The organism is Streptomyces sp. NBC_00158 (assembly GCF_045160885.1).
GTDB lineage: Bacteria > Actinomycetota > Actinomycetes > Streptomycetales > Streptomycetaceae > Streptomyces.
The window spans coordinates 3,765,255-3,779,349 of sequence record NZ_CP108161.1 but is presented as its reverse complement, the minus strand read 5'-3'; the positions used below and the strand labels follow the sequence as shown (position 1 = coordinate 3,779,349).

General features: G+C 72.7%; 10 protein-coding genes. 6 read left to right on the top strand and 4 right to left on the bottom strand.

Annotated elements, in window-relative coordinates:
* Positions 1-166: 166 nt before the first annotated feature.
* On the top strand, positions 167-2,149 hold the full coding sequence (locus OG553_RS17375) for a VWA domain-containing protein (RefSeq protein WP_405979845.1): 1,983 nt from the start codon (positions 167-169) through the stop codon (positions 2,147-2,149).
* Positions 2,150-2,229: 80 nt separating this feature from the next.
* Here OG553_RS17375 and aspS read toward each other — a convergent pair whose 3' ends face one another.
* Positions 2,230-4,047, bottom strand: a complete 1,818-nt coding sequence (gene aspS, locus OG553_RS17370) for an aspartate--tRNA ligase (RefSeq protein ID WP_405979844.1) — start codon at positions 4,045-4,047, stop codon at positions 2,230-2,232.
* Positions 4,048-4,183: 136 nt separating this feature from the next.
* On the opposite strand from aspS, the gene OG553_RS17365 reads away from it, so the two are divergent.
* Positions 4,184-6,388, top strand: a complete 2,205-nt coding sequence (locus tag OG553_RS17365) for a SpoIIE family protein phosphatase (RefSeq protein WP_405983063.1) — start codon at positions 4,184-4,186, stop codon at positions 6,386-6,388.
* Between the two features lie 64 nt (positions 6,389-6,452).
* On the opposite strand, the gene OG553_RS17360 is transcribed toward OG553_RS17365, so the two are convergent.
* A complete protein-coding gene (locus tag OG553_RS17360; protein WP_405979843.1) occupies positions 6,453-7,424 on the bottom strand; it encodes a pirin family protein in 972 nt (323 codons plus the stop codon).
* A gap of 198 nt (positions 7,425-7,622) precedes the next feature.
* Between OG553_RS17360 and OG553_RS17355 the strand changes: the two genes are divergently transcribed.
* On the top strand, positions 7,623-8,099 hold the full coding sequence (locus OG553_RS17355) for a hypothetical protein (RefSeq protein ID WP_405979842.1): 477 nt from the start codon (positions 7,623-7,625) through the stop codon (positions 8,097-8,099).
* A 206-nt stretch (positions 8,100-8,305) separates the two neighbouring features.
* On the opposite strand, the gene OG553_RS17350 is transcribed toward OG553_RS17355, so the two are convergent.
* Positions 8,306-9,280, bottom strand: coding sequence for a helix-turn-helix domain-containing protein (locus tag OG553_RS17350; protein WP_405983062.1), 975 nt, complete (start codon positions 9,278-9,280; stop codon positions 8,306-8,308).
* A gap of 47 nt (positions 9,281-9,327) precedes the next feature.
* Complete coding sequence (locus OG553_RS17345) at positions 9,328-9,789, bottom strand: SseB family protein (RefSeq protein ID WP_405979841.1); 462 nt, start codon at positions 9,787-9,789, stop codon at positions 9,328-9,330.
* Positions 9,790-9,965: 176 nt separating this feature from the next.
* On the opposite strand from OG553_RS17345, the gene OG553_RS17340 reads away from it, so the two are divergent.
* The 3 genes from OG553_RS17340 (at position 9,966) to OG553_RS17330 (ending at position 14,054) form a co-directional block, all read left to right on the top strand.
* On the top strand, positions 9,966-11,792 hold the full coding sequence (locus tag OG553_RS17340; RefSeq protein ID WP_405979840.1) for an acyl-CoA dehydrogenase: 1,827 nt from the start codon (positions 9,966-9,968) through the stop codon (positions 11,790-11,792).
* Positions 11,793-11,926: 134 nt separating this feature from the next.
* Entirely contained in the window at positions 11,927-12,661 is a 735-nt protein-coding gene (locus OG553_RS17335; protein ID WP_405979839.1) for a hypothetical protein, read from the top strand.
* Positions 12,662-12,761: 100 nt separating this feature from the next.
* A complete protein-coding gene (locus OG553_RS17330; protein WP_405979838.1) occupies positions 12,762-14,054 on the top strand; it encodes a M18 family aminopeptidase in 1,293 nt (430 codons plus the stop codon).
* The last annotated feature ends 41 nt before the right edge of the window (positions 14,055-14,095 follow it).

The window sequence follows — 14,095 nt, the reverse complement described above, 5'->3', positions numbered from 1 at the left end:
TGGAAGGCCGGGCGCCACGAAAGGCGCCCCTGCCGAAGTTCCAGCCAAGGGGCCGATAACCTTACGTGTCCACTCTGGGCAGGGATCAACCGCGCAGCACGGACAAATGACGCACGCACTCATGCGAAAGGCCTGGCCCATGGGTATTCGGAGCTTGTTGCGCAAGGTGTTCGGACGGACTGCGGAGCCGGTCCCCGAGACGTCCGACGCCCCTTCGGCGGCCCTCCCGAGCCAGACCGAACGGACCCCCCTGGACGCGGCCGCCGAACTGGTGGCGGCGTCCTTCGACAACCCGACGGTGCCGCCGCAGTCCGCGCCGCGCGACCGCGAGCCGGGCGCCCTGCTGACCGCCGCCCCGGCCCCGGCGGCGGACCCCACGGTCCCGGAGGCCCGCCGCCCGTTGCCTCCGGCGGTTCCGGAAGGTGCGGGAGCCCCCGCCGCCCCCGGGGCCGCGACCCCGGAGCCCCCCGCCACGGTGCCGGCCCAGCCGACCAGCGAGACCGAGCCGCAGGCCGAGCCCGCCCCGGAGTCGGCCGCCGCCACCGCGCCGGAGGCCGCCGCCGAGGCCGGGGCCGAGGCGGCTCCGGAAGCCGAAGCCGCCCCCGCCGAGGCGCAGGCGCAGGCCGAGGCCGACCCGGAGCCGGTCGCCGCCACCACGCAGGAGGCCACCCCCGAGCCCGCCGCCGAGCCGGAGCCCGAGGCCCAGGCCCCCGCGGCCACCGAAGAGCCCACGCCGCAGGCGCAGGACGAGCCCGCCGCCGCGCGAGCCGAGGCCGACCCGGAGCCGGAGGCCGATCCGGTCATCGCCGCGGAGGCGGCGCCGGAAGCAGAGGTCGCCACCGCCGGGCCCGAGGCAGAGGCGGAACCGGTCGCCGACGCCGAACCCACCGCAGAGGCGCAGCCCGAGGACGAGGCCCCCGCGCCGCAGGCGCAGGACGAGCCCGCCGCCCAGCCGGAAACGGCGGCCGAGCCCCTCGCCGCTGAGGCGGAGCCCGAGGCCGCCTCCCTGCCGACGGAGCCGGAAGCAGAGCCGCAGGCCCAGGCCGACGCAGACGCCGAGGCGCAGCCGGAGGCCGAGGCGGCCGCCGAGACCCCCGCGCCGCAGGCGCAGGCAGAGGCCGAGCCGGTCGCCGCCACCGAACCGGAGGCAGAGGCCGAGCCGGCCATCGCCGCAGAGGCGGGGCCGGAAGCCGAGGTCACCACCGAGCCGGAGGCCGGGGCGGCACCGGTCGCCGACGCCGGGCCCGCCGCTGAGGCGGAGCCCGAGGCCCCGGTGGCTGCCGAAGAGCCCGCGCCGCAGGCGCAGGACGAACCCGCCGTCCAGGCCGAGCCGGAGACCGAGCCCCTCGCCGCCGCACCCGCCGCGGAGCCCGCGGCCGATCCCGAGGCCGAGCCCCTCGCCGCCGCAGAGCCGCAGGCAGAGGCCGAGCCCCTCGCCGACGCAGAGCCGGAGGCAGAGGCCGCCGACGCGGAGCCGGAGGCCGCGGCGGGGTCCGCCATCGCCGCGGCAGCGGTCCGGCGGCGGGCCGCCGGGGTCGCCGGGGCGTACAAGGCCGCCGGGCAGGTGCTGCGGGCCAAGGGGAAGGCCGGGGCCCGCGCGAAGGTGTACCTCGTGCTGGACCGGTCCGGCTCCATGCGCGGCTTCTACAAGGACGGCAGCGCCCAGCACCTCGCCGACCACGCCCTCGCCCTGGCCGCGCACCTGGACGAGGAGGCCACCGTCCACACGGTGTTCTTCTCCACCGAGCTCGACGGCACCGCCGACCTGACCCTCGACTCGCACGACGCGACCTGGGTCGAGGCCCGCCACGCCGAGCTCGGCCGGATGGGCCGCACCAGCTACCACGTGGCCGTCGAGGCCGTCGTCGAGCGGTACCAGAAGGACGGCGGCGAGGGCCCGGCCCTGGTCGTCTTCCAGACGGACGGCGCGCCCGACAGCGTCCGCCCCGCCCGCCAGGCGATCGCGGACGCCGCCGCCACCGCCCCCGGCGTCCACTGGCAGTTCGTCGCGTTCGGCGACCACGACGCCAAGGCCTTCGACTTCCTGCGCAAGCTGGACGCCGAGAACGCCGGCTTCTTCCACGCCGGCCCGGCCCCCGCCGAACTGGCCTCCGCCGCCCTCCTCAAGGGCGTCCTCGACCGGTTCTGAACCGAGCGGCGCAGCGACAACGCAGAAGGGCCCGGGATCCGTGAGGATCCCGGGCCCTTCCCGCTACCCGAGCGGCAGCGTCACCGCGCGGCGTCCGGGTGGACGGCCTCCGCGACCGGCTTGGCGTCCGCGGCCTTCGTCTCGACCGGCTTGCGCAGGGCGATGTTCAGCTCGCGCAGGCGGGACTCCTCCAGCACCGTCGGCGCGCCCATCATCAGGTCCTGGGCGTTGCCGTTCAGCGGGAAGGCGATGGTCTCGCGGATGTTCGGCTCGTCGGCCAGCAGCATCACGATGCGGTCCACGCCCGGGGCGATGCCACCGTGCGGCGGGGCGCCGAGGCGGAAGGCGCGCAGCATGCCCGCGAACTCGCGCTCGACGGTCTCGGCCTCGTAACCGGCGATCTCGAAGGCCTTCAGCATGACCTCGGGCTCGTGGTTGCGGATGGCGCCGGAGGACAGCTCGATGCCGTTGCAGACGATGTCGTACTGCCAGGCCAGGATGTCGAGCGGGTCCTTCTCCTCAAGGTCCTTCATGCCGCCCTGCGGCATCGAGAAGGGGTTGTGCGAGAAGTCGATCTTGCCGGTCTCCTCGTCCTTCTCGTACATCGGGAAGTCGACGATCCAGCAGAAGCGGAAGACGTTCTCCTCGAACTGGCCCGCGCGCTTGGCGGCCTCGACCCGGACCGGGCCCATGATCTTGGAGACCTCGTCGAACTCGCCCGCGCCGAAGAACACCGCGTGCCCGGCCGCCAGGCCCAGACGCTCGGTGAGGACCTTGACGTTCTCCTCGGTGAGGAACTTGGCGATCGGGCCGGTCAGCGAGCCGTCCTCGCCGACGCGGACCCACGCCAGGCCCTTGGCGCCCAGCGAGATCGCGTACTCGCCGAGGCCGTCGAAGAACTTGCGCGGCTGGGCGGCGGTGTCCGGGACGGCCAGCGCACGGACGTGCTTGCCGGCGAACGCCTTGAACTCCGAGCCCTCGAACACGTCGGTGATGTCGACGAGCTCCAGCTTGGCGCGCAGGTCGGGCTTGTCGTTGCCGTACTTCAGCATCGACTCGCGGAACGGGATCCGCGGGAACGGCGAGGTGACCGGGCGGCCGCCGCCGAACTCGGTGAAGAGCTCGGTCATCAGCTTCTCGATCGGCTGGAAGACGTCCTCCTGCTCGACGAAGGACATCTCCACGTCGAGCTGGTAGAACTCGCCCGGCGAGCGGTCGGCGCGGGCGTCCTCGTCGCGGAAGCAGGGCGCGATCTGGAAGTACCGGTCGAAGCCGGAGATCATCAGCAGCTGCTTGAACTGCTGCGGGGCCTGCGGCAGGGCGTAGAACTTGCCCGGGTTCAGGCGGGACGGGACGACGAAGTCACGGGCGCCCTCGGGGGAGGTCGCGGTGAGGATCGGGGTCGCCATCTCGTTGAAGCCGAGGGTCACCATCTTCGAGCGGATGGAGGCGATGACCGCCGAGCGCAGCATGATGTTGCGGTGCATGCGCTCGCGGCGCAGGTCGAGGAAGCGGTACTCCAGGCGGCGCTCCTCGTTCACACCGTCGTCGGTGTTGATCGTGAAGGGCAGCGGGGCGGCCGTGCCGAGCACCTCGACCTCGGCGGCCTCGATCTCGATCTCGCCGGTCGGCAGGTCGGGGTTCACGTTCTCGGTGCCGCGGGAGACGACCTTGCCGTCGATCCGGACGACCGTCTCCTTGGACAGCTTGTCCAGGACGTCGGCGGCCGCGGTGCCGGGGCGGGCGACGAGCTGCGTGATGCCGTAGTGGTCGCGCAGATCGATGAAGAGGATGCCGCCCAGGTCTCGACGATTGTGCAGCCAGCCGCTCAGCCGGACGTCGGTGCCGACGTCAGAGGCACGGAGCTCGCCGCACGTGTGGGACCTGTACCGATGCATCAGTCATCCAGTTCTACGCGATACCAGGGTGGATTCAACCGTCCCAAGGTTACCGTCCGGGCGGGGTGGCGCGCGGGCGAGCCCGAGCGGGCTCCCGGACAGGCAGCCCGGCGGGATGACCTGTAAAGATGACCGGGTGCGCACCGAGGACGTCCTGGCCGCCATCGCGACCGGCCTGTGGCGATGGGACAACGCCTCCGGGACGGTCACCCTCGACGGCGAGGCCGCCCGGCTGCTCGGCCTGCCCGCGGAGCCCGTCGTCCTGCCCGAGGTGGCGGTGCGCTCGCGCTTCCACCCGGTCGACTGGAACGAGATCAACGGCATCGTCAACCTCGCCGTCGCCGAGGGCACCCTCGCCGAGGCCCGGCTGCGGATCATGGACGAGGACGGGCGCGTGCTGCGCACCGTGCGCAGCCGTTCCAAACCCGTGGAGAACCGGACGGCCGACGGCCGCGTCGACTACGAGCTGATCGGCACCATCCAGGAGATCGCCGAGCCGCAGCCGGGCACCACCGCCGTCCACACGCCGATCACCGGCGACTGGCGGCGCTCCCGCGAGGCCTTCCTGCTCGACGCCGGGCGGGCGCTCGCCGAGGCCCGGTCCACGGCCGAGGTACTGCGGGTGGCGGCCTCGCTGTCCATGCCGGGCTTCAGCCCCGACGGGCTGGCGGTCTTCGGGGTGGCGGGCGACCGGCTGTCCGTCATCGGCCACCACGGGCACGCCCCCGGCGACGAGGCCCCCTTCACGGGCATGTTCCTGGACACCGCCTACCCGGCCGCGGAGGTCGTCCGCACCGGCCGGGCGATCTACCTGCCCACCCCGGAGGACTACGAGCGCCGCTTCCCCGTCACCTGGCCGCTGGCCGAGCCCTTCGGCCGGGTCTCCTGGGCCTTCCTGCCGCTGATCGTGGCCGGGCGGACCATGGGGGCCTGGATGGCCGCCTTCAAGCAGCCGGTGACCTTCTCGCCCGACGAACGCTCCGTGCTGACGACGGTCGCCCGGATGCTGGCGCAGGCCCTCCAGCGGGCCGGGGTCGCCGAGTCCGAGCGCGAGCTGACCACCGGGCTCCAGCGGTCGATGATGCCGCAGCTGGGTCCCGAGATCCCCGGCATGACCATCGCCGCCCGCTACGTCCCGACCGGCGGCGGGCTCCAGGTCGGCGGCGACTGGTACGACATGATCCCGCTGCCCTCGGGACGGTTCGCGCTGGTCATCGGCGACGTCCAGGGGCACGACGTCCGGGCGGCCGGCCTGATGGGGCAGCTGCGGATCGCCGTACGGGCGTACGCGTCCGAGGGCCACCGGCCCGACGCGGTGCTCTCCCGGGCCTCCCGCTTCCTCGCCGGGCTCTGCTCCTCCCAGGAGGAGGAAGCGGAGGCGGAGGCGGGCGAGCGCGGCCCGGCCGGCGAGTCCGACTACCTCAGCCCCCGCTTCGCGACCTGCCTGTACGTGGAGTGCGACCCGGCGACCGGCACCCTGGAGGTGGCCCGCGCCGGGCATCCCGACCCGGCGATCCGGATGACGGACGGCACCGTCCTGATGCGGCCGACCGCCGGCGGCCTCCCGCTCGGCATCGTCCCCGACACCGACTACCCGACGACCCGGTTCACCCTGGAGCCCGGCGAGACGATGATGCTGTGCACCGACGGGCTGATCGAGACCGGCGGGCACGACCTGGACACCGGCTGGGCCCGGCTGCGGGCCGTCCTGGAGGCCGACGCCGAGACGTACGGGCCCGGGGCGGACCTCACCGCCGGGCACCTGGAACGCCTCGCCGACCTGCTGGTCCAGGCCGTGCACGGGCCCTCCTCGCACCACACCACCGGCCCGCTCGCCGACCGCCGCGAGGACGACATAGCCGTGGTGCTGCTCTGCCGCGAGGGCGCCGGATGCGGCTGCGGGACCGGCCCGGCACACCCGGCCAGGCCCGCCCGGCGCACGGTGCTGACCGTGGCCCAGGCCGAACCGGAACGGATCGCGGGCGCCCGCCGCCAGGTCCGGGAGCTGCTGCACGACTGGGCGGACCCGGACCAGGTGGACTCGGCGGTGCTGATGGTCTCCGAGATGGTGACCAACGTGCTGGTGCACACCGACGGGGACGCGCTGCTGGTCGCGGAGGCGGCCGGCGAGCTGGGCACCCGGCGGCTGCGCGTGGAGGTAGCCGACGGCAGCGACGAGCTGCCGCACAAGCGGCACCCCGGGGAGATGGCCTCCAGCGGGCGCGGGGTGCTGCTGATGGAGATGCTCGCCGACACCTGGGGCGTGGACCCCCGGGGCGCGGGCAAGTCCATCTGGTTCGAGCTGTACGAGCGCTCCAAGCCCGCCGACGAGACCGCGTAGTCCGGGGCCGGTACGCACCACCGCGCACCGGCCCCAGGTAGCGCCGTCCTGTAGGAGCGCCGTCCTACAGGCCGCCCTCGGACAGCCCGTGCACGGCCGGGATCGTGCCCAGCCGGCCCTTCTGGAAGTCGTCGAAGGCCTGCTGGAGCTCCTCGCGGGTGTTCATGACGAACGGGCCGTAGTGGGCCATCGGCTCGCGGATCGGCTGTCCGCCGAGCAGTACGACCTCCAGGTCCGGGGTGTGGGAGTCCTGCTGCTCGTCCGCGCGGACGGTGAGCGAGGAACCCGTGCCGAAGACGGCGGTCTGGCCGACGTGGATCGGGCGCCGCTCGGCACCCACCGACCCGCGGCCCGCGAGCACGTACGCCAGGCCGTTGAAGTCCTCGCGCCACGGCAGCGTGACCTCGGCGCCCGCCGCGACCGTCGCGTGGATCATCGTGATGGGCGTGTGGGTGATGCCGGGGCCCTGGTGGCCGTCCAGCTCGCCGGCGATGACGCGGATCAGCGCGCCGCCGTCGGGGGACGTCAGCAGCTGGACGGAGCCGCCGCGGATGTCCTGGTAGCGCGGCGCCATCATCTTGTCCTTGGCCGGGAGGTTCACCCACAGCTGGAGGCCGTGGAAGAGCCCGCCCGACACCACCAGGTGCTCCGGCGGGGCCTCGATGTGGAGGAGGCCCGAGCCGGCGGTCATCCACTGGGTGTCGCCGTTGGTGATGGTGCCGCCGCCGCCGTTGGAGTCCTGGTGGTCGAAGGTCCCGTCGATGATGTACGTGACGGTCTCGAAGCCGCGGTGCGGGTGCCAGGGGGTGCCCTTCGGCTCGCCCGGCGCGTACTCCACCTCGCCCATCTGGTCCATCATGATGAACGGGTCGAGGTGCTGGTAGTTGATCCCCGCGAATGCCCTGCGCACGGGGAAGCCTTCGCCTTCGAAGCCGCTCGGGGCGTTCGTCACGGCCAGCACGGGGCGGGCCACGGCGCCGGCCGGTGCGGCCACGCGCGGAAGGGCCAACGGGTTCTCAACAGTCACTGCGGGCATGGTCAGGACCTCCTTCTGCGTCGAGTTTAGTTGAAACTCGAACTTTCTGCCACACCGGACGGAACAGCTCGCCCGTACGAGGCATTCCCGGCCGCCAGGGTGACGCAGGAGAGGGGGGTTTCGGCCGTTTTACGCCCCGGGTCGCGGTTTTTCCCCGTACCTGACAACCAGGGGACGCCCGGCGCGGTCTACCGGGGCATGGAGAGCAGCGACCCCCGGACCGGCCACGGTCCCGGCCTTGAGAACGACACCGCCGACGAGACGGCGCACGACACCGCCCCCGAGCCGTCGTGGAGCCCGCCCGCGTGGCTGCGCGTGCCCGCCACGGCCCTGGCGATGGCGGCCTTGATGACCTGCCTCGGCTACGCCGTGTACCGGTGGGCGGCCACCGGTCTGCCGATGGAGCCACTGCCCGGATCGCCCTGGCCCTACCTCGGCGCGTGGGCGGTGCTGACGTTCCTCGCCGGCCTGCTGCTCCAGTGGGCCACGTCCGGGGTCGAGTACGACGGCCGCTGGGCCCTGGTCGGCTTCCCCGCCTTCGCCGGGATCCGGCTCTGCCTGGCCTACCGCCCCGACCCCGCGCCGCTGTACGCGTACGGGCTGGCGGCCCTGGCGGCCCTGGCCGCGGCCGTCGCCCTGTGGCGCCGGCGCCGGACGGACGCCGGACGGCGGTAGGGACGGCGGAGTACGAGTACGGGGAGTGCGGGGAGTACGGGGCGGGGGACTCCCCCGTGGGTCCCCCGCCGCTCCCGATGGTGCGCGAGGGCGGGCCGCCCCGGCGATCCTTTCGGCGGTGGCCGAAAGCTCCGGCGGTCCTCCACCGGGCTCCTACCGGCCCTCCACCGGTTCCCAGCCGGGTCCCACCGGTTCCCGGCCGGGTCTCAGCCGCCGCTCCGCAGCAGTTCCACCCCCAGGCCCGTGGCCGAGTGCAGCACCGCCTTCCCGTCCCGCTCGGTGGTGATCAGGCCCGCGGCGCGCAGGGTGCGGGTGTGCTCCGAGACCGACGGCAGGCTGACGTCCAGGTCACGGGCCAGCTCGCTCGTGGTCCGCTGCCGGACCAGCAGCCGGAGCACCGCCGCCCGGGTCCGCCCCAGCAGCGCGTCCAGCGCCTCCCCCGACGGACCCCCGGCCGGTCCCGCGTCCACCAGCGGCAGCGGCGTCATCGCCGGGTACATGAGCAGGGGCCGCCCGCCGGGCCCGTCGGGGCCGTCCGCGAGCAGCGGCCGGCCCGTCCAGAACGGGGACGGCATCAGCAGCAGCCCGCGCCCGCCGAGGTGCACCTCGTAGCCGGGCGGCCCGTCGATCTCCAGGACGGTGCCCGACCAGCGGGCCGCGGGGTGGATGCCGGCCAGGCAGGCCTTGATGCCGTGGGCGGCCAGCAGCCGGGTGCGCCAGGCCACGTCCGCCCGGAAGGACTGCCGGATGTGCGGCCAGTACGGGGCCACGACCACCTCGTACGCGGAACCGATCGCCCCGCCCAGCTGCGCCCAGGCCTCGCGGTCCTGCTCCCACAGGGCGCGCAGCCAGGAGGGCCGGCCGTCGGGGGCCCGGGCGGCGGCGGTGGCCAGCTGTTCCCCGGTGAGCCGCGCGCCCGCCTCGCGGACGGCCGCCAGCCCTTCCTCCAGGGTGGGCGCGTACGGCTCGACGAACTGCGGGTTCTGCCCGTCGGGGCGCAGCAGGTCGACCAGCGGGCGGGCCCGGCCGGGCAGGTCGCGGCAGACGCGGCGGCGCCACGGGCCGAAGACCGCCGGCTCGTCGGTGCGCTGCCAGGCGACCATGGCCATGGCGAGCTCCAGCAGCGGCAGCGGTTCGGCGGCGAAGGTGACGTTGAACAGGTCCTCGGCCGTGAAGTGCACCCTCAGCAAGGCCCAACCACCCCCCGGCGCCGGCGATCTCCTACGTGTCAGCCATACATGCGGCGCATCGCGAAGTCGACCATCTGCTCGACGGCCTTCGCGTCGAAGACCATCCGGTGGTCGCCCTCCATGTCGAGGACGAAGCCGTACCCGGTGGGCAGCAGGTCGATCACCTCGGCGCCGGTGATCACGAAGTACTTGGACTCCTTGCCGGCGTACCGGCGGAGCTCCTTGAGCGTGGTGAACATCGGGATGACCGGCTGCTGCGTGTTGTGCAGGGCCAGGAATCCCGGGGTGTCGCCGCGCGGGCAGTAGACCTTCGACGTCGCGAAGATCTGCTGGAAGTCCTCGGCGGACAGCGACCCGGTGGTGAAGGCCCGGACCGCGTCGGCGAGCGACGGCGGCGAGGGCTCGGGGTAGAGCGGCTGCTCGCCGTACCCGCCGCCCATCTGCTGCGGGGCGGCGTACTGCTGCTGCCCTGCGCTCACGTTCTGGTCGTAGCCGTACATGGACCGAAGCCTACCGAGCGGGCCCCGCCCCCAGGCACCCTCCAGGGATTCCCGCTTGATGCTGGTCACAGTGGTCAACGAAGGGTTGATTCTTATTACTGGTGGGTAGCATCATGACGTTACCGATTGGTATGTACGAGGAACCTGTCTCCCCGAGCCTTAACGGAGCCGTAGCCATGGGGCACTACAAGTCGAATCTTCGCGACATCGAGTTCAACCTCTTCGAGGTGCTCGGCCGCGAAAAGCTGTACGGCACCGGCCCGTTCGGCGAGATGGACACCGAGACCGCCAAGAGCATCCTGTCCGAGATCGCCCGCCTCGCGGAGAACGAGCTCGCGGAGTCCTTCGCGGACGCCGACCGCAACCCGCCGGTCTTCGACCCGGCCACCAACACCGCCCCGGTCCCGGCCTCCTTCAAGAAGTCCTACGAGGCCTTCATGGACTCGGAGTACTGGCGCCTGGGCCTGCCCGAGGAGATCGGCGGCACCACCTCGCCCCGCTCCCTCATCTGGGCCTACGCGGAACTGCTCCTCGGCTCCAACCCGGCCATCTGGATGTACTCCTCCGGCCCGGCCTTCGCCGGCGTCCTCCACGAGGAGGGCAACGAGGCGCAGAAGCGCATCGCGCAGATCGCCGTCGAGAAGCGCTGGGGCTCCACCATGGTCCTCACCGAGCCGGACGCCGGCTCGGACGTGGGCGCCGGCCGCACCAAGGCGGTCCAGCAGGAGGACGGCTCCTGGCACATCGAGGGCGTGAAGCGCTTCATCACCTCCGGTGAGCACGACATGGAGGAGAACATCCTCCACTACGTCCTCGCCCGCCCCGAGGGCCACGGCCCGGGCACCAAGGGCCTGTCCCTCTTCCTCGTCCCGAAGTTCCACTTCGACTGGGAGACCGGCGAGCTGGGCGAGCGCAACGGCGTCTACGCCACCAACGTCGAGCACAAGATGGGCCTCAAGGCCTCCAACACGTGCGAGATGACCTTCGGCGACCAGCACCCCGCCAAGGGCTGGCTGATCGGCGACAAGCACGACGGCATCCGCCAGATGTTCATGATCATCGAGTTCGCCCGCATGATGGTCGGCACGAAGGCCATCGCGACGCTCTCCACGGGCTACCTGAACGCCCTGGAGTACGCCAAGGAGCGCGTGCAGGGCCCGGACCTCGCGAACTTCATGGACAAGACCGCGCCCAAGGTCACCATCACCCACCACCCCGACGTGCGCCGCTCGCTCATGACGCAGAAGGCCTACGCCGAGGGCATGCGCGCCCTGGTGCTCTACACGGCCTCCGTCCAGGACGAGATCGCCGTCAAGCAGGCCGCCGGCGAGGACGCCTCCGCCGAGGTCGGCCTCAACGACCTGCTCCTGCCGATCGTCAAGGGCTACGGCTCGGAGAAGTCGTACGAGCAGCTCGCCCAGTCCCTGCAGACCTTCGGCGGCTCCGGCTACCTGCAGGAGTACCCGATCGAGCAGTACATCCGCGACGCCAAGATCGACACCCTCTACGAGGGCACCACGGCCATCCAGGGCCAGGACTTCTTCTTCCGGAAGATCGTCCGCGACCAGGGCGCCTCGCTGAACATCCTCTCCGAGACGATCAAGAAGTTCCTCGCCGAGGGCCCCGGCGGCGAGGACCTCGCCCCCGCCCGCGACGCCCTCGCCAAGGCCGCCGTGGACCTGGAGGCCATCGTCGGCCAGATGATCGTGGACCTCACCGCCACCGGCGAGGACGTCAAGAACATCTACAAGGTCGGCCAGAACACCACCCGCCTGCTGATGGCCTCCGGCGACGTCGTCGTCGGCTACCTGCTGCTCAAGGGCGCGGCCGTGGCCGCCGGGAAGCTGGAGGGCGCCTCCGCCAAGGACGCCGCCTTCTACACCGGCAAGATCGCCGCCGCGAAGTTCTTCGCCGGCCAGGTCCTGCCGGGCGTCTCGGTCCAGCGCGCACTGGCCGAGGCCGTCGACAACTCCCTGATGGACCTCGACGAGGCCGCCTTCTAAGGCACGCCGCCTCGCCGATCACGCACGTACGCGGTGTACGTACGCACAGTGGCCGGACCCTCCCTGTCGGGGGTCCGGCCACTGCTGTCGGGCCGTTTCGGCCGTTGTCGGTGGTTCGTGGCACGCTCGTAGACATGAGTCCACAGGAGCAGCACGGCAGCAGGGGGTACTCGGTCCCCACGGGGCGCCCGTACGCCCTGAAGGAGCTCCAGGCGAACGTGGGCGCCCTAGGCGACCGGATCAAGGACCTCTACGACGGCGCCCACCCGGCCGAGTACGACCCGGTGGCCGACGCCCTGTACGTGGCCTTCCAGACGGCGGCGGGCCTGGCCCCCGCCAAGAGCTACACGGGCTGCCCCGAGCACCCCAACGGCGCCCTCGACCCCGAGGCGCCGGAGGGCTGGGGCCGCTGCCTGATCTGCAACGACCGCCGCCGCCTCGGCCGGCGCCTGCAGGGCGGCCGGGCCGCCGGCCCCGCCCCCGCGGGCGAGCAGCGGCGCCTCGGCTACCCGGTGCCCGAGCCCCCGTACTCCCTCGACGTCCTGCGCCACTACCTGCGCGTGATCGACGAGCAGCGCTTCCACCTCACCCTCGGCTCCGCCGACCAGGACTTCGTGCGCATCGCCGACGACCTCCACCGGGCGTTCATCGTGGCCCGCGAGCTGTCGCGGCCGCGCAACGCCTCGGGATGCTCCGAACACCCCGGCGCGCCGATCGACCCCGATGCCCCTCCCGGTGAGGCCTGTATCTTCTGCGCCGGACGCAAGAGACGCGCGCAGCGCCCACCGCAGACCCCCGAGATGCTCCCCCGCATCCGCCGGGGCGAGCGCAGACAGCTGCAGCGCAGATTCGAGCGTCCGCCGGGCTGAGGACGACGGGATCGCAGGGCAAACCCCCCGCGTCCCTTCCCTCTCGGCTATCCGCCGCAGTCCGGCCATGGCGAACACGACCGTCGTTAAGGTGAACCACATGAGCTCTCCCGCCCGCTTCGACCGCGGCCACACCGACGATCTGATGACCTACCTGACGGCCAGTCCGTCGCCGTACCACGCAGTGGCGAACGCGGCGGAGCGGCTGGAGAAGGCGGGCTTCAGGCAGTTGTCGGAATCGGACGCCTGGGACTCGGGCACGGGGGGCAGGTTCGTCCTGCGCGGCGGCGCGCTCATCGCCTGGTACGTGCCCGAGGGCGCGGCCGCGCACACCCCCTTCCGGATCATCGGCGCCCACACCGACTCCCCGAACCTGCGGGTCAAGCCCGTACCGGACACGGGCTCGCAGGGCTGGCGCCAGGTCGCGGTGGAGATCTACGGCGGGACCCTGCTCAACACCTGGCTCGACCGCGACCTCGGCCTCGCGGGCCGGCTGACCCTGCGCGACGGCACCGAGCGCCTGGTGAACGTGGACCGCGCCCTGCTGCGCGTCCCGCAGCTCGCCGTGCACCTGGACCGGTCCGTCAACACGGACGGCCTCAAGCTCGACAAGCAGCGGCACATGCAGCCGATCTGGGGCCTCGGCGAGGCCCGCGAGGGCGACCTGATCGCCTTCCTGGAGGAGGAAGAGGGCCTGCCGCAGGGCTCCGTGGCCGGCTGGGACCTGATGGTCCACTCGATCGAGCCGCCCGCCTACCTGGGCCGCGACCGCGAGCTGCTGGCCGGCCCGCGCATGGACAACCTGCTGTCGGTGCACGCCGGCGTCGCCGCCCTCGCCGCGGTGTCCGCCTCCGAGGGCCTGGACCACATCCCGGTGCTGGCGGCCTTCGACCACGAGGAGAACGGGTCCCAGTCGGACACGGGCGCCGACGGCCCCCTGCTGGGCAACGTGCTGGAACGTTCAGTCTTCTCGCGCGGCGGCACGTACGAGGACAAGGCCCGCGCCTTCGCCGGCACCATCTGCCTCTCCTCGGACACGGGCCACGCCGTGCACCCCAACTACGCGGAACGGCACGACCCCTCGCACCACCCGCGCGCCAACGGCGGCCCCATCCTGAAGGTCAACGTCAACCAGCGCTACGCCACCGACGGCAGCGGCCGCGCGGTGTTCGCCGCGGCCTGCGAGCGGGCCGGGGTGCCGTGGCAGACCTTCGTCTCCAACAACTCGATGCCGTGCGGTACGACGATCGGCCCGATCACCGCCGCCCGCCACGGCATCCAGACGGTGGACATCGGCGTGGCGATCCTGTCGATGCACTCGGCCCGCGAACTCTGCGGCTCCGACGACCCGTTCCTCCTCGCCAACGCACTCCTGGCGTTCCTGGAGGGCTGACTCCCGCGGTAGAGCGGCGAGTCGCACACGAGGGCCCTGTC

What these genes read in the sequence shown, in the direction of transcription:
- aspS (WP_405979844.1), bottom strand. Translation starts at nt 4,047, where the DNA reads ATGCATCGGTACAGGTCCCACACGTGCGGCGAGCTCCGTGCCTCTGAC.
- OG553_RS17355 (WP_405979842.1), top strand. Translation starts at nt 7,623, where the DNA reads ATGGAGAGCAGCGACCCCCGGACCGGCCACGGTCCCGGCCTTGAGAAC.
- OG553_RS17330 (WP_405979838.1), top strand. Translation starts at nt 12,762, where the DNA reads ATGAGCTCTCCCGCCCGCTTCGACCGCGGCCACACCGACGATCTGATG.
- OG553_RS17340 (WP_405979840.1), top strand. Translation starts at nt 9,966, where the DNA reads ATGGGGCACTACAAGTCGAATCTTCGCGACATCGAGTTCAACCTCTTC.
- OG553_RS17360 (WP_405979843.1), bottom strand. Translation starts at nt 7,424, where the DNA reads ATGCCCGCAGTGACTGTTGAGAACCCGTTGGCCCTTCCGCGCGTGGCC.
- OG553_RS17335 (WP_405979839.1), top strand. Translation starts at nt 11,927, where the DNA reads ATGAGTCCACAGGAGCAGCACGGCAGCAGGGGGTACTCGGTCCCCACG.
- OG553_RS17345 (WP_405979841.1), bottom strand. Translation starts at nt 9,789, where the DNA reads ATGTACGGCTACGACCAGAACGTGAGCGCAGGGCAGCAGCAGTACGCC.